Source organism: Cryobacterium sp. TMT1-2-2, assembly GCF_004403505.1.
Classification (GTDB): Bacteria; Actinomycetota; Actinomycetes; order Actinomycetales; family Microbacteriaceae; genus Cryobacterium; species Cryobacterium flavum.
This window is the reverse complement of sequence record NZ_SOGS01000026.1, coordinates 263927-287052: the sequence shown is the minus strand read 5'-3', so window position 1 is coordinate 287052 and position 23126 is coordinate 263927. Positions and strand designations below refer to the sequence as shown.

The 23126-nt window shown below is 64.6% G+C and carries 22 protein-coding genes; 11 read left to right on the top strand and 11 right to left on the bottom strand.

Annotation, left to right across the window (positions count from 1 at the left end):
- Positions 1-56: 56 nt before the first annotated feature.
- A complete protein-coding gene (locus E3T35_RS17880; RefSeq protein WP_134380436.1) occupies positions 57-464 on the bottom strand; it encodes a hypothetical protein in 408 nt (135 codons plus the stop codon).
- A gap of 170 nt (positions 465-634) precedes the next feature.
- Between E3T35_RS17880 and E3T35_RS17875 the strand changes: the two genes are divergently transcribed.
- Positions 635-1051, top strand: a complete 417-nt coding sequence (locus tag E3T35_RS17875) for a hypothetical protein (protein ID WP_134380433.1) — start codon at positions 635-637, stop codon at positions 1049-1051.
- A 458-nt stretch (positions 1052-1509) separates the two neighbouring features.
- On the opposite strand, the gene E3T35_RS17870 is transcribed toward E3T35_RS17875, so the two are convergent.
- Positions 1510-2949, bottom strand: a complete 1440-nt coding sequence (locus E3T35_RS17870) for an MFS transporter (protein ID WP_134380430.1) — start codon at positions 2947-2949, stop codon at positions 1510-1512.
- A gap of 155 nt (positions 2950-3104) precedes the next feature.
- On the opposite strand from E3T35_RS17870, the gene E3T35_RS17865 reads away from it, so the two are divergent.
- The 6 genes from E3T35_RS17865 (at position 3105) to E3T35_RS17840 (ending at position 7889) form a co-directional block, all read left to right on the top strand.
- Positions 3105-3317 (top strand): heavy-metal-associated domain-containing protein, encoded by a 213-nt coding sequence (locus tag E3T35_RS17865; RefSeq protein ID WP_134346269.1) that lies wholly within the window; start codon positions 3105-3107, stop codon positions 3315-3317.
- Positions 3318-3448: 131 nt separating this feature from the next.
- Entirely contained in the window at positions 3449-4243 is a 795-nt protein-coding gene (locus tag E3T35_RS17860) for a hypothetical protein (RefSeq protein WP_241987831.1), read from the top strand.
- A 64-nt stretch (positions 4244-4307) separates the two neighbouring features.
- Positions 4308-6626: a cation-translocating P-type ATPase gene (locus E3T35_RS17855; RefSeq protein ID WP_134380427.1), complete on the top strand. Its 2319-nt coding sequence runs from the start codon at positions 4308-4310 to the stop codon at positions 6624-6626.
- A 53-nt stretch (positions 6627-6679) separates the two neighbouring features.
- Positions 6680-6883, top strand: coding sequence for a YHS domain-containing protein (locus tag E3T35_RS17850; protein WP_134346272.1), 204 nt, complete (start codon positions 6680-6682; stop codon positions 6881-6883).
- 245 nt (positions 6884-7128) lie between these two features.
- Positions 7129-7458, top strand: coding sequence for a metal-sensitive transcriptional regulator (locus tag E3T35_RS17845; RefSeq protein WP_134346273.1), 330 nt, complete (start codon positions 7129-7131; stop codon positions 7456-7458).
- Between the two features lie 122 nt (positions 7459-7580).
- Positions 7581-7889 (top strand): hypothetical protein, encoded by a 309-nt coding sequence (locus E3T35_RS17840; protein WP_134380424.1) that lies wholly within the window; start codon positions 7581-7583, stop codon positions 7887-7889.
- A gap of 25 nt (positions 7890-7914) precedes the next feature.
- Here E3T35_RS17840 and E3T35_RS17835 read toward each other — a convergent pair whose 3' ends face one another.
- The 4 genes from E3T35_RS17835 to E3T35_RS17820 all read right to left on the bottom strand — a co-directional run bounded on the left by E3T35_RS17835 (position 7915) and on the right by E3T35_RS17820 (position 11940).
- Positions 7915-9201, bottom strand: coding sequence for a citrate synthase (locus E3T35_RS17835; protein ID WP_092340800.1), 1287 nt, complete (start codon positions 9199-9201; stop codon positions 7915-7917).
- Positions 9202-9433: 232 nt separating this feature from the next.
- Positions 9434-10534, bottom strand: a complete 1101-nt coding sequence (gene dapC / locus E3T35_RS17830; RefSeq protein WP_304997037.1) for a succinyldiaminopimelate transaminase — start codon at positions 10532-10534, stop codon at positions 9434-9436.
- A 9-nt stretch (positions 10535-10543) separates the two neighbouring features.
- The gene (fdxA, locus tag E3T35_RS17825) at positions 10544-10867 is read right to left on the bottom strand and encodes a ferredoxin (protein ID WP_134380421.1); all 324 of its coding nucleotides are present in this window, start codon (positions 10865-10867) and stop codon (positions 10544-10546) included.
- 59 nt (positions 10868-10926) lie between these two features.
- A complete protein-coding gene (locus tag E3T35_RS17820) occupies positions 10927-11940 on the bottom strand; it encodes a PIG-L deacetylase family protein (protein ID WP_134346276.1) in 1014 nt (337 codons plus the stop codon).
- A 162-nt stretch (positions 11941-12102) separates the two neighbouring features.
- Between E3T35_RS17820 and efeU the strand changes: the two genes are divergently transcribed.
- From efeU to efeB, 3 genes are read left to right on the top strand one after another with little or no spacing between them, the layout of a single operon-like run.
- Positions 12103-12972, top strand: coding sequence for an iron uptake transporter permease EfeU (gene efeU, locus E3T35_RS17815; RefSeq protein WP_134380418.1), 870 nt, complete (start codon positions 12103-12105; stop codon positions 12970-12972).
- A gap of 28 nt (positions 12973-13000) precedes the next feature.
- On the top strand, positions 13001-14170 hold the full coding sequence (gene efeO / locus E3T35_RS17810) for an iron uptake system protein EfeO (RefSeq protein WP_134346278.1): 1170 nt from the start codon (positions 13001-13003) through the stop codon (positions 14168-14170).
- 20 nt (positions 14171-14190) lie between these two features.
- Entirely contained in the window at positions 14191-15498 is a 1308-nt protein-coding gene (gene efeB / locus E3T35_RS17805; protein ID WP_134380415.1) for an iron uptake transporter deferrochelatase/peroxidase subunit, read from the top strand.
- A gap of 7 nt (positions 15499-15505) precedes the next feature.
- Here efeB and E3T35_RS17800 read toward each other — a convergent pair whose 3' ends face one another.
- From E3T35_RS17800 to E3T35_RS17790, 3 genes are all read right to left on the bottom strand, one after another.
- Positions 15506-15964: a hypothetical protein gene (locus tag E3T35_RS17800; RefSeq protein WP_092340746.1), complete on the bottom strand. Its 459-nt coding sequence runs from the start codon at positions 15962-15964 to the stop codon at positions 15506-15508.
- A 93-nt stretch (positions 15965-16057) separates the two neighbouring features.
- Positions 16058-17968 carry a translational GTPase TypA gene (gene typA, locus E3T35_RS17795; RefSeq protein WP_134346280.1) on the bottom strand — a complete coding sequence of 637 codons (1911 nt, stop codon included), beginning with the start codon at positions 17966-17968 and terminating at the stop codon, positions 16058-16060.
- Positions 17969-18113: 145 nt separating this feature from the next.
- The gene (locus E3T35_RS17790) at positions 18114-19820 is read right to left on the bottom strand and encodes an ABC transporter ATP-binding protein (RefSeq protein WP_134380412.1); all 1707 of its coding nucleotides are present in this window, start codon (positions 19818-19820) and stop codon (positions 18114-18116) included.
- A gap of 50 nt (positions 19821-19870) precedes the next feature.
- Here E3T35_RS17790 and E3T35_RS17785 point away from each other — a divergent pair, with 50 nt between their 5' ends.
- Entirely contained in the window at positions 19871-20479 is a 609-nt protein-coding gene (locus tag E3T35_RS17785; RefSeq protein ID WP_134380409.1) for a PH domain-containing protein, read from the top strand.
- Between the two features lie 17 nt (positions 20480-20496).
- Here E3T35_RS17785 and E3T35_RS17780 read toward each other — a convergent pair whose 3' ends face one another.
- Together E3T35_RS17780 and E3T35_RS17775 are read right to left on the bottom strand one after the other, a co-directional pair.
- Positions 20497-21561 (bottom strand): ABC transporter permease, encoded by a 1065-nt coding sequence (locus E3T35_RS17780; RefSeq protein ID WP_092340742.1) that lies wholly within the window; start codon positions 21559-21561, stop codon positions 20497-20499.
- Positions 21561-23093: an ABC transporter permease gene (locus tag E3T35_RS17775; protein WP_134380406.1), complete on the bottom strand. Its 1533-nt coding sequence runs from the start codon at positions 23091-23093 to the stop codon at positions 21561-21563. Before E3T35_RS17775 ends, E3T35_RS17780 begins: the two co-directional genes overlap by 1 nt.
- Between the last annotated feature and the right edge of the window lie 33 nt (positions 23094-23126).

The window sequence follows — 23126 nt, the reverse complement described above, 5'->3', positions numbered from 1 at the left end:
GCCGGCACTCCTCGATCGGAGATGTCAGCCCCGTCGCCTTCGAACTGCAATACTCATCACAGACCGCGGAAGTTCAACTCGCCGCTTAACCCGTGTCCACTAACCGGGGGCAAGGCCACATCGGCCCGCCGCCACAACGACCACCGGGTGTCGTCGCGGGCCTGCTTCTCCCGCGCGAGGATGCCCGCAGCATCCAACTCATCCCGCATCCGCCGCGCCCGCTTGAACGCCTGCTCCGTATTCAGGCCCGGAGCCTCCACCAGCAACACACGCAACGCGGCGCCAAGCTTCTCCCCGGTGATCGCCTGATCCAGACTGCCCAAGCCTCGCAGCAGGGCATCGCCGACGCCGGGCGAGAACGTGCCGGCCGCGACGGCGCGCACGATCGGCGCCTGCCACGGCACGATCACCGGCGGCACCAGGGGCAGAGACGGCACCGGTGTGGGCGGGACGACCGGCGCCACGGCGACCACCGGCCCCGGGGCGGGGTGCACCCTCCGGCAGCGGTAGCCCCGGATACAACTCGGCCCACGCCGCGGCCCGATCGGCCTCCCGCGCCTCCCACTGCGCCGCCTCCCAGTCAAATGCCCGCTGCGCCTCTGCCACCGCCTCGACAGCGGCAGCAGCGGCGGCCGTGGCCGTGGCCGTGGCCGTGGCCGTGGCCGCAGCATCCGCCCGGGCCTGCGCGACCCGCGCCGCCCCCTCGCGCTCTGCTGTCTCGGTCTCACTCATCAGCACCCCGACCGCCAGCAGCCGACCGGCCTCAATGCGGCTGAGGCCGGTGGCGTGCTGCACCATCAGCGTCGGGTTGCCAAACCCGTGGCGTGCCGCCAACCCGGACTGGCCCAACTGCGGCCGCGACCGCTCCGCAATCGTACCCGCCAGCAACGCCGCCACCGTGTTACTCAGCCGCAGCAACGCGGCAATCGGGGCGCGCGCCGCCAGCACCTCCGCATCGGAGAGACCGGCGAACTCAGCACTGGACCCGCCCAGCGCTACGACAGCGGCCGCTGCCCGGGTGAGCTCCATCGCCATGCTGGTCATGATCTAAGACAACACCCGACCACCGACACGAGGAAATGTCACGCATATAAGCACTAAATCAGTAGACCCCGCTAAAGAATACCCAATAGGGATGTGTGACTCTTGGCGCACTTTGGCGGCGTTCTATGAACGATATTTGACGCAGAGGGATTGGGCTGATTGCCGCGCTGCTCCAGAGCCAGTGTCAGTTTCTTGTATACGAAGGATTGCGAGAGCCGTGCTAGCGGAAGGATTACTTTTCAGGATCTCCATGCCGCCTCTAAGTTCAATCTGCCGAAACCTTCACGGCCTCATCTTTGAACTCAGGAGTGAATTCCCGGCGTGTTTCCCGTGATAAATATTCTCTCTGTTGAGGTTTCCACCATGCGAGGTCAAGGCCACTACCTCTTCACACCACTCAATGCTAAGACAAGCTAACGGTCTATTGGGTGCGGCCACCGACGCCGTGACCGCACCCGACCGCTGTCACTGACGAGTCGCGATGGCTTCTTTTTCGACCACCGGCGCGCGGGTGGGGGCACGGAGCGTAATTGCAGCAAGCAGGGCGCCGGCCAGGGCAATTGAGGCTGCACCGATGAATGCCAAAGAGAATCCAGTGGTCAGCGCCGGAAGGTTCCCACTTTCCGTCGCACCGTTCGCGGCTGCAAAGGCTGTCATCGCCGCTAGCCCGAGAGCGGATCCGACCTGGTAGCTGGTGTTGACGAGGCCGGAAGCGAGGCCGCCCTCCTGCGGCGGAGCGCTGGAGATCGCCGTGCCGAGGGTCGGGATGAACGCCAGGGACATCCCGAGTGCGGCCAGAAGCGACGCCGGGAGGACATCCACCCAGAAGTTTCCGTCCACGCGAACGAAGGACAACCACATCAGCGCGCCTGCGAGCACGACGAGACCGCTCACCGTCATCACTTTCGGACCGAATCGCGCAGCGAGTCTCGGTGCAAGCAGGATCATGGTGATCATGGTGAATGCGGTCATTGGTAGGAGCGCGGCACCGCTGGGGAACGCCGAGTAACCCAGGACTTGTTGCAGGTAGAGATTCAAGAAGAACCACATTGGGATCCACGCGGCGGCGAGCAATAACTGGGCGAGGTTGGCCGCGGCTAAATTCGGGATCCGGAAAATCGACAATCGCATTAGCGGCTGCTTCCGGCGAGCCTGAACGAGCACAAACAATCCGAGCAAGGCGACCGCTCCGGCGGGAGTTCCCCACGTTTCTAGACTGGCCCATCCAGACTCAGGTGCTCGGACGATCGCGAAGACACCGAGGGCAAGTCCAGCGGTGACCAATAGGGCGCCGGCGGTGTCGATGGAGCCGCGAATCCGCGGTCCGTCTGCCGGGAGCGCCGTGGCGACGAGGGCGATGACCACGAGGGCGAGCGGGATATTAATGAAGAAGACCCAGGGCCACGACATGTACTCGGTGATGACCCCGCCGAGGAACACGCCTGCCGTTCCCCCTGCCGGTGCGGCCGCACCATAGAGGGCCAGCGCGCCACCGAGCTCCTTCGGGCTCGACCCGAACGTCTTCATCAGCAGCGTGAGTGCCGCGGGTGCGATGAGTGCCGCACCGGCTCCCTGTACGCCGCGTCCAATCAACTCCAACACGACGTTTCCGGCAAGCCCCGCGACGGCGGAGCCGACGAGCAGTACGACCCAGCCCGTGGTGAACATTCGTCGGGCGCCGAAGACATCCCCAAGACGCCCGCCGAGCAAGAGGAGCCCCCCGAATGTGATGACGTAGGCGTTGAAAACCCAGGAGAGATTCTCCGGGCTGAAGCCCAGTTCCTCCTGCATGCGGGGCAACGCCACGCCCACGATTGAGGTATCCATGATCACGACGAACTGCGCGAGTGCGATGAGGAAAAGCGCGAGCCTCTTCTTTCCCCGTCCCGGTATTGATTGAGACATTCCAGTTTCCCTTCGTTTTCGCCGTAGCCGGCGATTCCACAATTCAGATTTATACCCTACGGGGGTATGGTAACAGGAATACCCCCAGTGGGTATATCGTTGTGCATGTTAGTACCCCCTAGGGGTATGTGTTCGATTCAGCAGAGGAGAGTTCTATGACAATGCGCGAATATCAGGTGACCGGGATGACCTGCGGTCATTGCGAGACGACGATCCGGGAAGAGGTCAGCCAGATAGTAGGCATCCAGTCGATCGACGTGAGCGCGAAGACCGGAAAGCTTGTCGTGACCAGCCAGGCCGAGCTAGACGACACAGCCGTCCTCGCAGCGGTCGCGGAAGCCGGCTACGGGGCGGTGCGCGTCCCATGAAGGTTCCCCTAAAGCTCGGACTCTTTGGAGTGGGACTCGCGGCCCTATTTACCGCTTCATTTGCTACCGCAGGCGCAGTGGTTCCCTCCCAAACCACGGCGGCCTGGACGCAGCCAACGGAAGAACATGTCATGGACAGCAACGACACACAGCTGGCCGCATCAGTGAAGGGCCTGTCGATGGAACAGGACGGGTTCCTCCTGGGGGAGATCTCGTCCCCCGGCCTGGCAGATCAGGAGGGAACACTCGCGTTCACGATCTCCAACGCCACAGGAACGCCGGTCACCGACTTCGAGGCCTCCCATGACAAGAAACTCCATCTGATCATCGTGCGCACGGACGGGACCCAGTTCCGCCACGTGCACCCAACCATGGATGCCCATGGCTTATGGTCACTGCCCTGGAAGTGGAACGCCGCCGGCAGCTACCGGGTCTACGCGGACATCGTCCCGACAGCAACGGGACAGAACATCACTCTGACCCGAACGGTCCAGGCGGCCGGAGAATTCACCCCCGCCACGCCGGCTCCACTTTCGGCCGCGGATACGGTCGATGGCTACGACGTGGACCTGGTCGGTACGCTGAGCACCAGCGAACAGGCCATGCTCACTGTCTCGGTTTCCCGTGATGGAGAACCGGTCACAACACTGCAGCCGTACCTGGGTTCTTACGGACACCTTGTCGCCCTGCGCGAAGGGGACCTGGCTTACCTCCACGTCCACCCCGAGGGCGAAGCACCCCGGCCCGGCGCCGTCTCCGGCCCGGACGTGACATTCATGACCGAGGCCCCGACCCCGGGACGCTACCTGCTCTACCTGGACTTCCAAGTCGACGAACAGGTCCACACGGCCCAATTTGTCCTAACCGCCACCGGGCCCGCCCAGTCCGCGGATCCGGGCGAACCTGCCGAACATTCCGGGCACTGACCACCATAGACACCGCGCGCCTGGCCCATCCCGTGATCAGGAAGCGCACCACCGAGGAGGACCCATGTCCGAAACATCGACCCAGCCGCAAACGCTGGGCAACACCATCGAGCTAGAGATCGGGGGGATGACCTGCGCCTCTTGCGCGATGCGAATCGAGAAGAAACTGAACAAGCTCGACGGCGTGATCGCGACCGTCAACTACGCCACCGAAAAGGCGAAGGTCACCGCCCCCGCCGGCCTGGACCCATTGGCGCTGATCGCCGAGGTCGAAAAGACCGGCTATACGGCGGCGCTCCGCACACCGACAACGGCCCACCGGGCGAGCGACGATGCGGAGCAGCCCGACCCTGAGCTGACATCGCTGCGGAACAGGCTGATCGCGTCGATAGTGCTGTCGTTGCCGGTCATCATGATGGCCATGGTTCCGGCGCTGCAGTTCAATTACTGGCAGTGGGCGTCCCTGACGCTGGCCGCTCCCGTGATCGTGTGGGCGGCCTGGCCCTTTCACAAGGCAGCGTGGACCAACCTGCGCCACGGCGCGGCCACGATGGACACGCTGGTCTCGGTCGGCACGTCCGCTGCGTTGCTGTGGTCACTCTTCGCACTGTTCTTCGGAACAGCCGGACTGCCGGGCATGACCCATGGGTTCTCGTTCACGATCAACCCCTCCGACGGCGCCGGGAACATCTACCTGGAGGTCGGTGCCGGAGTGACCATGTTCATCCTGGCCGGGCGATACTTCGAGAAGAGGTCCAAGCGCCAGGCGGGGGCTGCCCTGCGCACGCTGCTCGGGCTGGGGGCCAAGGATGTCGCGGTTGTTCGGGACGGGGTCGAAACACGGATCCCCGTCGAGCAGTTGTCGGTGGGCGATGAGTTCGTCATACGACCGGGTGAAAAGATCGCCACGGACGGGGTGATAGTCGCGGGTACCTCGGCGGTGGATGCGAGCATGCTCACCGGCGAGTCGATCCCAGTCGAAGTCGGTGTGGGCGACGCCGTGACCGGCTCAACCGTCAACTTCGGCGGCCGTCTGGTCGTGAGTGCCACCAGGATTGGCTCGGACACCCAGCTGGCACAGATGGCCAGGCTCGTCGAGGACGCCCAGTCGGGCAAAGCCGAGGTCCAACGCCTCGCTGATAAGGTCTCCGGAATCGTCGTACCGATCGTCATCGCCGTGGCCATCGGGGTGCTCGGCGCTTGGATCGGTGCCGGCTTCCCGCTCAGCGCCGCCTTCACGGCCGCCGTCGCGGTCCTGATTATCGCCTGCCCCTGTGCCCTCGGACTCGCAACCCCAACCGCGCTACTAGTCGGCACCGGACGGGGCGCCCAGCTGGGCATCCTCATCAAAGGCCCGGAAGTACTCGAGTCCACCCACAAGGTCGACACGATCGTCCTCGACAAGACAGGAACGGTCACTACGGGCAAGATGACGCTGATTGACGTGTTCACCATCGACGGAACCACCCGGGAGGACGTTCTGAGGCTGGCTGGCGCATTGGAGGACGCCTCCGAACACCCGATCGCCCAGGCCATCGCCAAAAGCGCAACCCAGCAGATCGGCTCACTTCCGGTACCGGAATCGTTTACGAACGTCGAAGGCAAGGGCGTGCAGGGCACTGTGAATGGCCATGCCGTGCTCGTCGGGCGCGAGAGCCTACTGGCGGACTGGTCCCTTCACCTTCCCACGACGCTCGCCCTCGCAAAGGCCACCGCGGAATCTCAGGGCAAGACCGCGGTCGCTGTCGCCTGGGACGGTCAGGCCCGTGCGGTTTTGGTCGTCGCCGATGCCGTCAAGGCCACCAGCGCCGAGGCGATCGCCCAGTTCAAAGCACTCGGGCTGAACCCCGTGCTCCTGACCGGAGACAATAAGGTGGTCGCCGAGCACGTCGCAGCGGAGGTCGGAATAACCGAGGTCATTGCCGAGGTGATGCCCCAAGACAAGGTCGACGTCATCACCCGCTTGCAGTCCGAAGGGAAAGTCGTGGCGATGGTCGGCGACGGCGTGAACGACGCCGCGGCCCTAGCCCAGGCCGACCTGGGCCTGGCGATGGGAACCGGGTCGGACGTCTCGATTGAAGCCGCGGACATCACACTGGTGCGCGGGGACCTCCGCTCCGCCGCCGATGCCATCCGCCTGTCCCGCAAGACCCTGGGCACCATCAAGACAAACCTGTTCTGGGCCTTCGCCTACAACGTCGCGGCCATTCCGCTGGCCGCGTTCGGACTGCTGAACCCGATGCTCGCCGGCGCCGCTATGGCGCTCTCGAGCGTATTCGTGGTCAGCAACAGCCTTCGCCTCCGGTCCTTCAAGTCCAAGGCGAACACCACGGCGTCCACCTCAGCACTGCACACTCCCGTGCGGCAACTGCAGGGCGTCTGACTGTCCCCGCCCAAAAGGAAACACTCCCCGTTCCATCGAAAGGAAACCCTTCAATGAGTAACAGCTGTTGCAGTGCCACCGCCGACAACAATGCCCTCGCCGAGTGCCCCGTCATGACCGGAAGCCAGGTCGTGAAGGCAAACGCGGAATCCACAGGTCTCTTCCGCGACTACGAGGGTATCCGCTATTGGTTTTGCTGCGCAGGCTGCGGCCCCCTGTTCGACGCCACTCCCGCAAAATACGCCACGGCGACTTGAGTATCTTGGGGTGGTGCCGGCCGGACCCGGCACCACCCCAACCATTTTTGTCAGAGATCCATACCGACCCGAACCCAGGCCACCCAGAGGGTAGAGACTATGAGCGAGTACCCGGAACACGGGGACCACGGATGACCCTGGGCCCCGCGGGTCCGGGCCCGCATACCCATCACCATGACGGTACCGTCGCGAAGAACGAAGAACGAAGAACGAAGAACAAAGAACAAAGAACAAAGGACAACGACATGGAAAAAATCACTCCCACCGGGGCCACCACAGAGCCGTGCCACACCACGCACGGCTACATCGGTGACAAAAGCCAATACCTCGCTCGCCTAAAACGCATCGAAGGCCAGGCCCGTGGCATCCACCGCATGGTCGACGAGGAAACATACTGCATCGACATCCTCACCCAGATCTCGGCCCTCACCAAAGCACTGGAAGGCGTTGCACTCGGACTCCTCGATGACCACCTCAAGCACTGCGTCGTCGACGCCGCCAAGCTCGGCGGCGAGCAGGCAGACATCAAGATCAAGGAAGCCTCCGACGCCATAGCCCGCCTCGTTCGCTCTTGACGGCTGCCAGCTGAATTCACGCAGGAACGCGCAGACCCGTGGACGGGCGCAGCCCCTCGTGCGGAGAGACACCCCAGGACTGATGAGTCAGCCCCAGCACGGGGTGGCCACCCTGTTGGCTGGTGGAACTACTCATCATCGACGGCAGCTCTAAATCGAGTCCCACCAGCCACATATACACATTCAAGGGCGCCTACACGGTCACCCTCACCGTCGATTGCCGAGCCGACTACAGCTTCGGCGACCAAGGCTGGCGACCCATCGAGGGAATCGTCTCCGTGCCGTCAGCTCCGTTCACCGTCGTCGCCAAAGAATCCACGGTGCTCGTCGCCCAAGACTGCAACGCCGAGCCCACGTCCCCGGCTGCTGACGTCGCTGCGCACTTCGAGGAGCCGGTTAGAGATGAGGGCACCCCTACCCCTCATCTGTAATGGGTGCCGCGACTAACGAGCCTGTCTACCGGCGCGGGTAGTCGCGGGCCGCGGAGCCCACATAGAGCTGCTGCGGGCGGCCGATCTTGGTGGCCGGATCCTCGTTCATCTCACGCCAGTGAGCGACCCAGCCGGGCAGACGGCCGATCGCGAAGAGCACGGTAAACATACGCGTCGGAAAGCCCATGGCCTTATAGATGACGCCGGTGTAGAAGTCGACGTTGGGGTACAGACGACGTTCCTTGAAGTAGTCGTCGCTCAGCGCGATGTGCTCGAGTTCCTGCGCGATGTCGAGCAGGTCGTCCTTCACTCCGAGAGCGGCGAGCACCTCGTGGGCGCTCTCCTTGACCAGGGTAGCCCGCGGGTCGTAGTTCTTGTAGACCCGGTGGCCGAAGCCCATGAGCTTCACGCCCTGCTCTTTGTTCTTCACACGTTCGACGTACTTTTCGACGCCCTGACCGGATGCTTGGATCTCCCCGAGCATCGACAGCACAGCTTCGTTGGCACCGCCGTGCAGCGGGCCGAACAGAGCGTTGATGCCCGAGGACACCGATGCGAACAGATTGGCCTCGGTCGAACCGACCAGTCGAACCGTGGAGGTGGACGCGTTCTGCTCGTGGTCTTCGTGCAGCATAAGCAGGCGTTCGAGCGCCTTGCTGACGACCGGGTTGATCTCGTACGGCTCGGCCATGTTGCCGAAGTTGAGCTTGAGAAAGTTGTCAACGAAGCTCAGCGAATTGTCGGGGTAGAGAAAAGCCTGGCCGACGCTCTTCTTGTGGGCGTAGGCGGCCATGACCGGCAGCTTCGCGAGCAGGCGGATGGTCGAAATCTCGACCTGCTCCGGGTCCTTCGGGTCGAGCGAGTCCTGATAGAAGGTCGACAGGGCCGATACGCCGGAGGCGAGCACGCTCATCGGGTGCGCCTTGTGCGGCAGGGAGTCGAAGAAGCGGCGCATGTCTTCGTGCAGAAGCGTGTGGTGACGGATGCGATCGTCAAAGTTGGCCAGTTCGCTTGCGCTGGGAAGCTCGCCGTAGATCAACAGCCAGGCCGTCTCGAGAAAGTTCGAGTTCTGGGCGATCTGTTCGATCGGATACCCGCGATAGCGCAGGATGCCCGCGTCGCCGTCGATGTAGGTGATCGCGGAGCGGGTGGCCGCGGTGTTGACGAAACCGTAGTCCAGCGTGGTGAGGCCGGTCTTCTTGGTCAGGGTGGAGATGTCGATGCTCGACACACCGTCCACGCTGGTCAGGATCGGGAATTCTGCGCTCCCGCCGGGGAAAGTGAGGGTGACCTTGTTGGGGTCAGCGCTCATCGGTTCGCCGGATGTTGTCTGCTGCGCGACGTTGGTCACGGAGCCTCCTCGGGTATCACTGCCGGATGAAATGTGGCGACGCGTCACTGAATCGGCCAGTGGTGAAACTGCTGTGGTCGATTCTGTCGCGATTACAGCCTAATCGGCCTGACCGCCTACTGTTGCATCAGCTAAGAGTTCGGGCGGTTCGTTGGTGATAGTCCACAGAGGTCCTCCCCAGATGGGGGCTTTTTCAGGCCAGAAGGCGCGATGCGGCAGCAGCGATGCGCTCATCCGTCGCGGTCAGCGAGAACCGCACGTGTTCCGGGTAAACATCGCCGTAGAACGGCCCCGGGCCGGCCAGAATGCCGAGTGCCGCCAGCCGTTCAATGGATTCCCACGCGGGTCGTCCCTCGGTTGCCCAGAGGTAGAGCCCGGCTTCGCTCCGATCGATGCGAAAGCCGGCCTGTTCGAGGGCGGGGCGCAGCACAGCGCGGCGCGCACGATAGCGCTCCTTCTGCACGGCGACATGCTCGTCGTCACCGAGGGCGGCGATCATGGCCGCCTGCAGCGGCGCCGGGAGCATGAGTCCGGCGTGCTTGCGCACGGTGAGCAGCCGCCCGAGCACGCCGCCACAGCCCGCCGCGAAGGCCGCGCGATATCCGGCCATGTTGGACTGCTTGCTGAGCGAATAGATCGCCACGATGTTGCGGCGGTCTCCCTCGATCACTCGCGGGTCGAGGATGCTCGGGATCGGCTCGGAATCCCAGGGGGCGTCCCAGCCGAGCTCGGCATAACACTCGTCACTCACGATGACGGCATCGAGTTCTCGGGCGCGGGCAACGGCGGCCCGCAGGTCGTCGACGGACAGCACCCGGCCGTCCGGATTGCCGGGGCTGTTCAGCCAGATCAGCTGGGTCGACTCCGGCCACTCGGCGGGATCGTCGGAGGCCAGGGCAGTGGCGCCGGCAATGGCGGCGCCGATCGCATAGGTCGGGTAGGCGGCTCGCGGGTGCACGATCGTGTCGCCCTCGCCGAGGCCGAGCATGAACGGCATGAGCGCAACGAGTTCCTTGGAACCGATCGTGGGCAGCACGTTCTTCGGCTGAAGCCCGGTGACGCCGCGGCGCCGGGCATACCAGGCGATGATCGCCTGCTGCAGAGCGGGCGTACCGACGGTTTGCGGGTAGGCGTGCGCATCCGTTGCCACCCGAAGCGCCTGCTGCACCACGTCGGGCGTGGCGTCGACCGGCGAACCGATCGACAGGTCGACAATTTCGCCCTGGTGCTGCCGGGCCTGAGCGGCAAAAGGGACCATCTGATCCCAGGGGTAATCCGGCAGCGGCTTCAGCACGAAGATCGCTTAGTGCTGAACTTGCGGCGGCAGTGCGGAGATTACCGGGTGGTCCTTGGCGAGCACGCCGACCTTGGCGGCGCCGCCCGGGGAGCCGAGGTCGTCGAAGAATTCGACGTTGGCCTTGTAGTAGTCGGCCCACTGTTCGGGCAGGTCGTCTTCGTAGTAGATGGCCTCGACCGGGCAGACCGGTTCGCAGGCTCCGCAGTCGACGCACTCGTCTGGATGGATATAAAGGGAGCGTTCGCCCTCATAAATGCAGTCCACCGGGCATTCGTCGATGCAGGCACGATCTTTCACATCGACGCACGGAAGAGCGATCACATACGTCACAGGCTGGGGATTCCCTTCGAGAGCGGACTCCTGATTCTACGCCCCTCGGTCGGCGCCCCTTATCGGCGGCGCGGTGGCAGTTTCGGCCAGGCCAGCACGAACGCCGCGATGAGCGCCGGAACGACAGTCCACAGGGTTCCCGGCAGGCCAGCCGGCACGAGCACCGATCCGCCTGAGCCGCGAAGGGACAGCACGAAAATGGTCAGGAGCAGCCCAGCCGCGGCCAGTCCGACCACGAAGCGGTCCCCCACCACGAGGCGCAGCCCGAGCAGCAGCGCGCCGATGCCGACGAACGCGATGGCCAGGCCGATCGGCAGCTCCGCGCCGAACACTGTCAGGGTGGCCTGGTGCGCGATGGTACCCAGCACGCCAAAGAGGATGCCCGCAGCCAAGCCCCCGAGACCGGCCAGCGACCGGTTCGCGATGGTGAGGCGAGCGGGGCGGGGCGGGGGCGGCGGCAGGGCGCGGCGCGGGGCATCCGTTCTGAGGAAGGTTTCCGTGTCGGTGATCAGGTCGGTGCTGCCGTCGGCGAGGGTGCGCGTGCGCTCGGTCACGCCCCAGCGCGCGGAAAAGTGGGCGAGCGCGCGCAGCTTCTGGTCGAGGTGGTCTCCCACGTCGATCGCGATGAGGCGCTGGCCGGGCGCCTGCCGCACCGTGCGGGCAAGGAACACCGGCAGCCCGGCCTCGTGTGCGGCGGTCGTCGCCATCTCGCGCAGTGCATCCGTGACAGTTCCTACGACCACGGCCGTCGCACCGAGCTCGTCAATCGCAGTGTGCAACGCCTCGGTGAGGTCGGGCTCTGGCGGCAGGCGGTGCCAGCTACGCGCTCCCAGTTCGGCCAGCGCGCCGGAGACAGCGGCATCATCGGTTGCGACCCACGCGGCGGTCGGGGCAGCGGCCAGCGCGGCGGCATCCGTTTCGGCCGGCGCGGCGGCGTAGAGCACGACCACCCGCGCCCCCTCGGCGCGGAGCCGTGCGATCGTGCCGCCGGTCAGGGCGGATTCATCGCCAGGCCGGGCATGCACGAACAGGATTCGCTCGCCGCTGCCGGACATGACCATGGGCGTACGCACCGTTTCTGCTCTGCGGGCTGTTCGTTGCTGGGTAATAGCTGTGCCCGAATCAAATCATAACTAGACACGATCGCGCGGTTCGGACTAGAGTCATCTTCGGTAAGGTTAGCCTTACCAAATTTTTTCGCCCAAAACCATTGCCCGAATTGTTCGAGGGACCCTGTGCTCGCAAACTATCTGATCGGCCTGCGCGAAGGCCTTGAGGCCGCACTGATCGTGACGATTCTTATCGCCTACGTCGTGAAAATCGGTCGACGTGACGTGCTGCCGCGCATCTGGCTCGGTGTGGCCCTGGCCGTGCTGCTCGCCCTCGGCATCGGCGCGCTGCTCACCTTCGGCACCTATGGGCTGTCGTTCACCGCCCAGGAGACCATCGGCGGCGTGCTGTCGATCGTTGCGACCGGCCTGGTGACCTGGATGGTGTTCTGGATGCTGCGCACCGCACGCGACCTCAAAGGCCACCTGCAGGGCAACATCGACAAGCACCTCGTCGGTGCCGGCCTAGGGCTCGTACTCGTGGCCTTCCTCGCCGTCGGCCGGGAGGGCATTGAAACGGCCCTGTTCATCTGGGCCGCAGTGCAGGCGACCGGCGCAACGACCATGCCGCTGCTCGGCGCTGCCCTCGGCATCCTGACGGCGATCGGCTTGGGCGTTCTGATCTACGCCGGCATGCTCAAGATCAACCTGTCGAAGTTCTTCACCTACACGGGTGCCATCCTCATCGTTGTGGCCGCTGGCGTGCTCTCCTACGGTGTGCACGACCTGCAGGAGGCCGGTCTCCTGCCCGGGCTGAACGCCCTCGCCTTCAACGTGAGCGCCGCCGTGCCGCCGGACAGCTGGTACGGCACCCTCCTCAAGGGCACCCTGAACTTCTCCCCCGCCACCACCTGGCTGGAGATGTTCGCCTGGCTGGCCTATGCCGTGCCCACCCTGACGGTCTTCATCAGAAAGAGCCGTCACGGCCGCACGAGCGCCCGCCCAGCCCCGGCAGCACCAACCGCGCCGGCGCCCACGCCCGTCGCCGCGCACTGACTTTTCTCGCCCAGTTCAAAGGATCTCCATGCCCCGTGTCTTACGTTCCGCCAGCCTGCTCGGCCTCGGTGTTCTCGGAATCGGCCTCCTGAGCGGCTGTGTCGCCAACAACCCGGCAGCCACCCACACGGCCCTCACCGTGGACAGCAGCGCGACCGACTGCGCGGTGAGCGCGAACGAGGCGCCGGCCGGCAGCATCCGTTTTTCGGTCACCAATTCCGGTGACCAGGTGACCGAGTTCTACCTGCTGGCCGAGGACGGCCTGCGCATCGTCGGTGAGGCCGAGAATATCGGCCCCGGCCTCAGCCGCGACCTGGTGGTACAGCTCGATGCCGGCAGCTACTTCACCGCGTGCAAGCCGGGCATGACCGGCGACGGTGTCGGCAAGGCCGAGTTCACCGCCACCAAAACGGATGCCGCCGCCACCGTCGACGTTGACCTCGCCGCCCAGATCGTCACCGCCAACACCAACTACGGCTCCTACGTGAGCGACCAGATCGACCAGCTCGTCACCGGCACCGACGCGTTCGCCGCAGCCTATTCCGCCGGGGACGATGGCACCGCACGCAGCCTGTACGCCTCCACCCGGGTGCACTGGGAGCGCGTGGAGACCATCGCAGAATCGTTCGGCGACCTCGACCCCAAGCTCGACCTGCGCGAGGCCGACCTCGAAGAAGGCCAAAACTGGACCGGCTGGCACGCCATCGAGAAGGACCTCTGGCCGCAGGACGCTGAGGCCGGCTTCGTTGCCTACACCGCCGACCAGCGTGCGGCACTCACCGAACAACTCGTCGCTGACACCGCGACCCTGCACGAGAAGATCGAGGGACTCACCTTCACCCTGTCGCAGCAGACCAACGGGGCCATCGGCCTACTCGACGAGGTCGCCACCGGAAAGGTCACCGGCGAGGAAGAAATCTGGTCGCACACCGACCTCTGGGACTTCCAGGCCAACGTTGACGGCGCCAAAGTTCTCTACGACGGGGTGCGTCCCATTTTGCTGAAAACGGATGCCGACCTGGCCGCGTCGCTCGACACCGAGTTCGGCTCGCTGCAGGCACTGCTCGACGCCCAGCGGGTCGGCGACGGCTTCACGCTCTACACCGACCTCACTCCGGCCGAGATTCGCGCCCTCGCCGACCAGGTCAACGCGCTTGGCGAGCCGCTGAACCAGCTCACCGCAGCGCTCGTGTTGTGAGTCGCTCCGCGAAGCGCTCCGTGAAGCGCGATAAGCGCACCGGGTCCACCGATCTGGCCGTGCCAGCCCGCGGCCTGTCCCGGCGCGGTCTGCTCGGCCTCGCCGGGGCCAGCGTGGCCGGCATCGGGCTGGGGGTAGCCGGGGACCGGGTGGCGCTGGCGGCGTCTGCGTCGCCGGGGGCGGCATCCGCTTCGGCGGTCTACCCGTTTTACGGCAGCCATCAGGCCGGCATCGTCACGCCCGCGCAGGATCGCCTGCACTTCGCCGCGTTCGACGTCTCGGCCGGCACGACGCGGGCGGAGCTGATCGAGCTGCTGCAGGACTGGACCATCGCCGCCGCCGCCATGACCGCCGGCCAGGATATCGGTGAGTACGGCGCCGTCAGCGGCCCCTACGACGCCCCGCCCGAAGACACCGGCGAGGCCCAGGGACTGCCCACGGCTGGCCTCACCATCACGTTCGGCTTCGGCCCGACCCTGTTTGAAACAGCGGATGGCGTCGATCGCTTCGGCATTGCCGCCCGCCGCCCCGCAGACCTCACGTCGCTGCCGCACTTTCCCGGCGACGACCTCGATACCGGCCGCAGTGATGGTGACCTGTGCATCCAGGCCTGCTCCAATGACCCGCAGGTGGCCGTGCACGCCATTCGCAACCTGTCCCGCATCGCCTTCGGGCGGGCAGCCCTGCGCTGGTCGCAGCTCGGCTTCGGGCGCACCTCGTCGACCTCGACGACCCAGGCCACCCCGCGCAACCTGTTCGGATTCAAGGACGGCACCGCCAACATCAAGGCCGAGCAGCCCGACGTGGTCAACGGCCAGGTCTGGGTGTCGTCCTCCGATGGGCCGGCCTGGCTGGCCGGCGGCTCCTACCTGGTGGCGCGGCGCATCCGCATGACCATTGAAACCTGGGATCGCACCATTCTCAGTGAGCAGGAAACGGTGTTCGGCCGCACCAAAGGTGCCGGCGCACCGCTCTCCGGTGGAACCGAGTTCAGCGAGCCCGATTTCACGATCGCCGGTCGGGAAAACCAGCCACTCATCGGCGCCGCTGCCCACATGCGGCTCGCGCATCCCACGCAGAACAAGGGTATGAAGCTGCTGCGCCGGGGCTACAACTTCGTCGACGGCAACGATGACCTCGGCCGCCTCGAGGCCGGGCTGTTCTTCATCAGCTTCCAGCGTTCGCCGGCCCAGTTCACGACCGTGCAGCTGAACCTCGCCAAGCACGATGCGCTCAACGAGTACATTCGCCACGTCGGGAGTGCGTTGTTCGTGGTTCCGGCCGGAGCCGCCGACGGAGCCTACGTCGGGTCCGCCCTCTTCGCGTAACGCGCGATTACTTCAGCGCGTCAGGCAGCGGCGTCACCGTGTACAAAATGCCATCGGCGTTCCCCGCGACCACGACGCCGTAGGTCGCGTTCGTCACGGTCACCACTTCGGAGTCGGCACCCGGAACACCTACAGCCACGCTGAACCCGGCAGCGAGAAGCTGCGCCCGGGCATCCTCGATCGGCGTGGCCGACGTTGCCTTGATCGTGACGACCCAACCACCGACCTCGCCCTCGCCGATGCCGCCGGTGGCGAACAGAACCTCGCCGTCGATGAGCGGCACTTCGGCCGGCCAGTCTTTCGGGAGCGAGCCATCGAGGCTGACGTCGCCCCCGGTCGCATCCTGCACGACCCCGTTCACGGTCTGCTGCACGGTGTCGCCGATCGAACAGGCCGCCAGCGCGGGCAGAGTGGCGGCGATCATGAGCGCAAGCACGAGGCGGCGGCTACGGGAGGAAATAGTCATGTCAAGTCCTTCAGGTTCGTCTGAATTCTAATGCGGCCTCCGCACGCAACAATGCCCCCTCGGCGAACCGAGAGGGCATCGTGGTGCGAAGGGCTAGTTCGCGTCCATCTTCTTCACGCGCGAAACCTGACGCGAGCGAGCGGATGCCGTCAGCTCTACCTTGCGAATACGCACGGCGGCCGGGGTGACCTCGACGCACTCGTCTTCACGGGCGAATTCGAGGCACTGCTCGAGCGACAGCTGCTTGGGCGGTGTCATCGACTCGAACGTGTCGGAGCTGGACTGACGCATGTTGGTCAGTTTCTTTTCCTTGGTGATGTTCACGTCCATGTCGTCGGCGCGCGAGTTCTCGCCGATGACCATGCCTTCGTACACCTCGCTGGTCGGCTGCACGAAGAACGACATGCGCTCCTGCAGGTTGATGATCGCGAACGGGGTGACCGCGCCGCTTCGGTCGGCCACGATGGAACCGTTCGTACGGGTGTTGATGGTGCCGGCCCAGGGCTCGTAGCCGTGCAGGATCGCGTTGGCGATACCGGTACCGCGCGTGTCGGTGAGGAACTGCGTGCGGAAGCCGATCAGGCCGCGCGACGGAACGATGAATTCCATGCGAACCCAGCCGGTGCCGTGGTTGGCCATGTTCTCCATGCGACCCTTGCGAGCGGCGAGCAGCTGCGTGATGGCGCCGAGGTATTCCTCGGGCGCGTCAATGGTGAGGTGCTCGAACGGCTCGTGCACCTTGCCGTCAATGCGCTTCACAACTACCTGCGGCTTGCCGACGGTGAGTTCGAAGCCTTCGCGGCGCATCTGCTCGACCAGGATGGCGAGGGCCAGTTCTCCACGACCCTGCACCTCCCAAGCATCCGGGCGTCCGATGTCGACGACCTTGAGCGAGACGTTACCGACCAGCTCACGGTCGAGGCGGTCCTTGACCATGCGGGCGGTGAGCTTGTGGCCCTTGACCTTGCCCATGAGCGGCGAGGTGTTGGTGCCGATGGTCATCGAGATGGCCGGGTCGTCGACCGTGATGGTCGGCAACGGGCGAACGTCGTCGGGGTCGGCGAGGGTCTCACCGATGGTGATGTTCTCGATACCGGCAACGGCAACGATGTCGCCGGGGCCGGCGCTCTCGGTCGGGTAGCGGTCCAGCGCCTTGGTGATCAGCAGCTCGGTGATCTTCACGTTGCTGACGGTGCCGTCCTGCTGCACCCAGGCCACGGTCTGGCCCTTCTTGATGGTGCCCTGGAAGATGCGCAGCAGCGCGAGGCGGCCGAGGAACGGCGAGGCGTCGAGGTTGGTGACGTGCGCCTGAAGCGGGTGCGTGTCATCGTAGGTCGGTGCCGGGATGTGCTTGAGGATGGCGTCGAACAGCGGCTCGAGGTCGTCGTTGTCGGGCAGCGTGCCGTCTTCGGGCTTGTTCCAGCTGGCGGCACCGTTACGGCCGGACGCGTAGACGACGGGCACGTCGAGCACGGCGTCGAGGTCGAGGTCGGGAAAGTCGTCGGCCATGTCGCTCGCGAGGCCGATGAGCAGGTCCTGGCTCTCGGCCACAACCTCGTCGATGCGCGCGTCGGGACGGTCGGTCTTGTTGACCAGCAGGATGACGGGGAGCTTGGCTTCGAGCGCCTTGCGGAGCACGAAACGGGTCTGCGGCAGCGGGCCCTCTGATGCGTCAACGAGGAGAACAACGCCGTCAACCATGGACAGTCCGCGCTCGACCTCGCCACCGAAGTCAGCGTGGCCCGGGGTGTCGATCACGTTGATGGTGATGGGACCGTCGGTGGCGTGGATGCCCTTGTACGAAACCGCCGTGTTCTTGGCGAGAATCGTGATGCCTTTTTCGCGCTCGAGTTCGTTCGAGTCCATCGCGCGCTCTTCAACGTGAGAGTGGTCAGCGAAGGAGTCGGTCTGCTTGAGCATCGCGTCAACCAGCGTCGTCTTACCGTGGTCAACGTGAGCAACGATTGCAACATTTCGGAGGTTATTGCGTGTAGCAATCGCCATAAAAATAGATCCTTACGAAGAATGAGTGCCGCAGAGTCTCGCGCGCGACGAAGAATGGATACCAGGGGTCATAATGTGACCCAAAGTACTATCCTACCGTATCCACGCCACCGGATCGGTGGGAGTGGCGCGCGTCCCGTTCCTCTTACCCCTTGGCGGCCTGACGAGCCTCCCGGCGGATGCGCTGTTCCACCGGGTCCGGCACCGGAACCGCGCTGATCAGTCGCTGCGTGTACGGATCCTTCGGCGCACGCAGGATCTCATCGCTCGTGCCCTGCTCCACCAGCTTGCCGGTGTGCATCACCGCAATCCGGTGGGCGAGCGCGTCGACCACCGCGAGGTCGTGACTGATGAACAGGCAGGCGAAGCCGAGCCGTTCCTGAAGCTCGTGCAACAGATCGAGAAAACGAGCCTGCACCGAGACGTCCAGCGCACTGGTCGGTTCGTCGGCAACCAACAGGTCCGGATGCAGGGCGAGCGCGCGCGCAATGCCGACCCGCTGTTTCTGCCCCCCGGACAACTCGTGCGGAAAGCGGTTGCGGTAGCTCGTCGGGAGTTCCACCTGTTCCAGGAGCGTTTGAACACGCTTGTCGAGGTCGAGGCCACGCGCCTCGCCGGACAGATAGAGGGGTTCCCCGATCGATTCTCCAATCGGCATCCGCGGGTTCAGCGATGACGCCGGGTCCTGAAAGACGATGCCCGCCTTGCGGCGCAGGGGTCGCAGGTCGCGCATTTTCGCGTGCGAGATGTCGATCCCGCAGGAGATGAGCGTGCCGTCGGCGATTGGGAGCAGTCCGACGGCGGCGCGTCCGAGCGTTGTCTTGCCCGAACCAGACTCGCCGACCAGGCCGACGATCTCCCCGGGGAAAATTTGAAAGTCGATGGAATCGGCGGCCCGGAACGCGGGAATACGCCCACGCTTTGGATAGTCGATGGAGACATTCTGAAAATCGAGGACCGGTTTGACCCCGACCGGGTGAGCCACCTGTTCCCGGGCGACCGTTTCTATGCCGCGACCGAGGTGCGGCACCGCGGCGAGCAATTGCTGCGTGTACGGATGCTGGGGACGATTGAAGATGTCGTCGATGGGCCCGGCCTCGACCGTGAGCCCGTTCTTCATGACCATGACCCAGTCGGCCAGATCGGCAACAACGCCCATGTCGTGGGTGATCAGGATGATGGCGCTGTCGAGCCGCGTATGCAGATTGCGCAGCAGGTCGAGAATTTCGGCCTGCACGGTGACGTCGAGCGCGGTCGTCGGCTCGTCGGCAACTAGTAAGACCGGGTCACACGAAATCGACTGGGCGATCATGGCCCGCTGCCGTTGTCCGCCCGACAGCTGGTGCGGATACTTGTCGAACGACAGTGTGGGGTTGGGCATTTCGACGAGCGTCAGCAGTTCGATGGCGCGAGCTTTGGCCTCGTGCGGAGAGAGGTCGAAGTGCGAACGCAGGGCTTCTACAATCTGGAAGCCCACCGTGTAGACCGGGTTGAGGGCCGTCATCGGCTCCTGAAAGATGGTTGCGACGTCGTTGCCGCGCACCTTGCGAATTTCCGACTCGGGGATGCCGCAGATCTCTTTACCGAGGAGTTTGATCGACCCGGTCGTGCGTGCGTTTTGCGGCAGGAGTCCGAGCAGCGCCATGGTCCCGGTGCTCTTGCCCGAGCCCGACTCCCCCACGATGGCGAGCACCTCGCCGCGGCGCACCTGGTAATTCATGTTGATGGCCGCCGGGTAGAGCTCCCCCTCGACCCAGAAATCCACATTGAGGTCGGCGACCTCGAGTACGGCCTCGGTGACGGGCCGAGAAGTAGAGCCGTCGCCGGTTGAAATGGTTGCTTCGTTACTCATGAAAGGGGGGTCCTGTCTGTGTCGAGCGCGTCGTCTGTGAAAATGGACCTATGTCGATCTTCACATTTCGTCCTGTTTTTGGCCGCGTTCTGGCCGGCGTTGTTGCCGTGCTGTGCCTGGCGGGGTGCATCGGCCTGGTGTTGGCGAACGACCTGGAGAATCTGGTACGCACCGTGCCGCTGCTGCTGTTCTTCGCCGCAGCAGCCGGAGCTTTGTTCTGGCAGCCGCACATTGTGATTGCGCAACACGGCATCACGGTCGTCAACGTGTTCCGCACATTTTTCGTGCCGTGGCCGCACGTGCAGCGAATCGACACCCGCTACACCCTGACCCTGTTCACCGCCGAGCGGCGAATTCCGGTCTGGGCGGCGCCGAGCCCCGGCATCCGCGGTGCGATCGCGATCGAGCGCTCCGATGTGAAGAACCTCGGCGATTCCGCCTATGGGGCCGGCCGAAGTGTTCGGCCGGGAGACTCTGTGACGACCGCATCCGGGCAGGTCGCGTTTGTGTTGCGGCAACGATGGGAACAGCTGCGGGACGCCGGACACCTGGATGGAACCGCCATCGATCCGGATGCCCTCCGCGTGACCACCCACCGGGTCACCATCGCGGTACTCACCGTACTGCTCGCCGCCTCGGTGCTCGGTCTCGTTCTGTAGAACCCGAAACATGAGCGCTAGACCGTGCTGGAGGCGCGCGCGGCGCGCGCCCGACGGGCATCCGCTTTCAGCAGCGCCTTCGCGGACGGCATCTTCTTCTGACGCGGGTCGAAGGCGTCGCGCAGACCGTCACCGATGAAGTTCACGGTGAGGGCGATGACGATGATGAACACACCCGGCCACCAGAACAGCCAGGGGCGGGTCGCGAACGCGGCCACGTTCTGGGCCACGATCAGGCCGAGCGACGTGTCGGGATTACGCACGCCGTAGCCCAGAAAGCTCAGCGCGGTTTCAGCGAGGATGGCTCCGGCCATGAGCAGGGTGGCGCTCACGATGATCACACCGACCGCGTTGGGCAGGATGTGCTTGAAGATGATGCGGGCGTCACTCGCCCCGGAGACCCTGGCCGCGTCGATGAACTCGCGTTCGCGCAGGGACAAGAATTCCCCACGCACCAGCCGGGCGAGCCCGGTCCAGGCGAAGAGGCCCAGGGCAAGGCCCAGAATGGCAGCGCCGAGACCGGCAGCTCCGACCGAGCGGCCGATCACCGCACCCACCACGATGAACGGGATGGTGATGATCACGTCGGTGAAGCGCATGAGGAGGGCATCGCCGATTCCGCGGTAGAAGCCGGCCAGGGAGCCGATCAGAACGCCCATTCCGGTTCCGACCAGTCCGACCAGCACCATGATCATGATGGATTGCTGCGTGCCGCGCATGACGAGGGCAAAGATATCCTTGCCGATCTCGTCCTGGCCGAAGGGGTGCGGCCCGATGCCGAAACCGGGACCCGGGATCAGGTTCAGGGTCGGAAATCCACGGTTGACCAGCGGCGGCGTGGCGTTCCAGTGCCAGGGCCACCAGCCGGCCGTGTTCAGACCCCAGACGTGGAGGCCGACCGAGCTGAACGCGAGCACGATCACAAAGGCGAGAACGAAGATCGAGACAACGGCACCCTTGTGGTGAAAGAAGCGTTTGCGAACGATCTGGCCCTGGCTGAGCCCGACCGTTTCGCGTTGCTCAATCGAGGTCTCGTCGGGCGGGCCTGGCTGCACGTGCAGGGAGGGCGTGGAATCGGTCATTAGGACACCCTGATTCTCGGGTCGAGGGACGCATACAGCAGGTCGGCGAGCAGGTTGAAGATCACGGCGAGGAGACCGGTCACGACGAAGAACGCCATCACCGGGTTCGGATCAACGTGGTCGATACCGTTTTGGAACAGTCGGCCCATGCCGCTCCATCCGAACACGGACTCGGTGATCACCGCTCCGCCGATGAGTGCTCCGATATCAAGTGCGATCACCGTCGCGATCGGAATGAGGGCGTTGCGCAGGGCGTGGCGCACCACGACGGTGCGCTGGGTGAGTCCCTTGGACCTGGCCGTGCGGATATAGTCCTGGTTCATCACCTCGAGCATGCTCGCCCGCGTGTAGCGGGTAAGGCTGGCGAAGGAGATCAGAATAATCGCGATGGTCGGCAACAGCAAGTGGGTGAAGGTGTCGATGCCCTGAATCCAGAAATTTCCGCCGAGGTTCGGCGTGACGGAGCCGATGGTCGCCACCGGCCGGCCGTTGACCCGGCTGGAATTGATGTAGTCGTTCCAATACAGCAGATGGCCGTCGATGGCGATCACCGCACCGATGATTACGGCGACGATGGCCGAGGTGCGCGCGGACTGCCAGCGATCGCGGCCGCCAAGGAAGTAGCCAATGGCACCGCCGGCAACGACCGCGCCGAGAGCGAGGGCGAAGAACAGCGGAAGTGACATGCTCCTGAAAACGAAATAGGTCATCGGGTAGTACAGGGCGATTCCCAGGGCGGCGGTGACGAGAGCGCCACGCAGGGCATTCTTGTCTTTGAGGCCGACCGAGACGGCCGTGACGCCGAGGGCTGCGGCGATGGCGGTAACCGAAACACCGACGATGCCCACGCTCGGCGTCGTGAACCAGTCGGACATCTCGAAGTAGGCCAGCAATGCCAGGGTCGAGGCGGTCGCTACCCCGAGGGTGATCCAGCGGCGCCGCGCGGCACCGCCGAGGAGCGACATCCAGAGCAGTCCCGACACGATCGACATGCCGATCATGACCGGTATTCCGATGAGGGGATCGGCCAACCAGTTATTGAACCCGATGGCGATGTATTGCTTGAGCAGCACTGCCACCCAAAAGATGGGCAGGGAGAAGAACAGGAACGAAGCAAAGGTGATGGTGTAGTCGTAGCCGCTGTACTGGCGGAGCGCCGTGGTGATACCAACGATCAGACCGACGATGATGGCGATGATCTGGGCGCCGGTGACCAACTGCAGTGTTGATCCCATGGCCTGCTGAAGCAGGACTACGACGGGAAGGCCTTGAACGTTGACGCCGAAATCACAGGCACCGACAAAACATTGACCAACGCCGCCGAGCCACAAGAAGTAGCGAAAGAAGGGGGGGACGTCGAGGTTGAGCCTCTGGCTCAACGACGCCATCAGTTCGAGCTTGTTGGGTGCGCTGCTCTCGCGGAGTTCCTTGAGCGGGTCGCCAGAGAGGGCGACCAACATGTACATCAAAAAAGTGGCTGCGAGAAGAACGATGACGGCGGCAATGAGGCGCCGGAATACAAATGAAGCCATGAGCGGTGGCTACCTGCCTATAGTCGGGTGGAA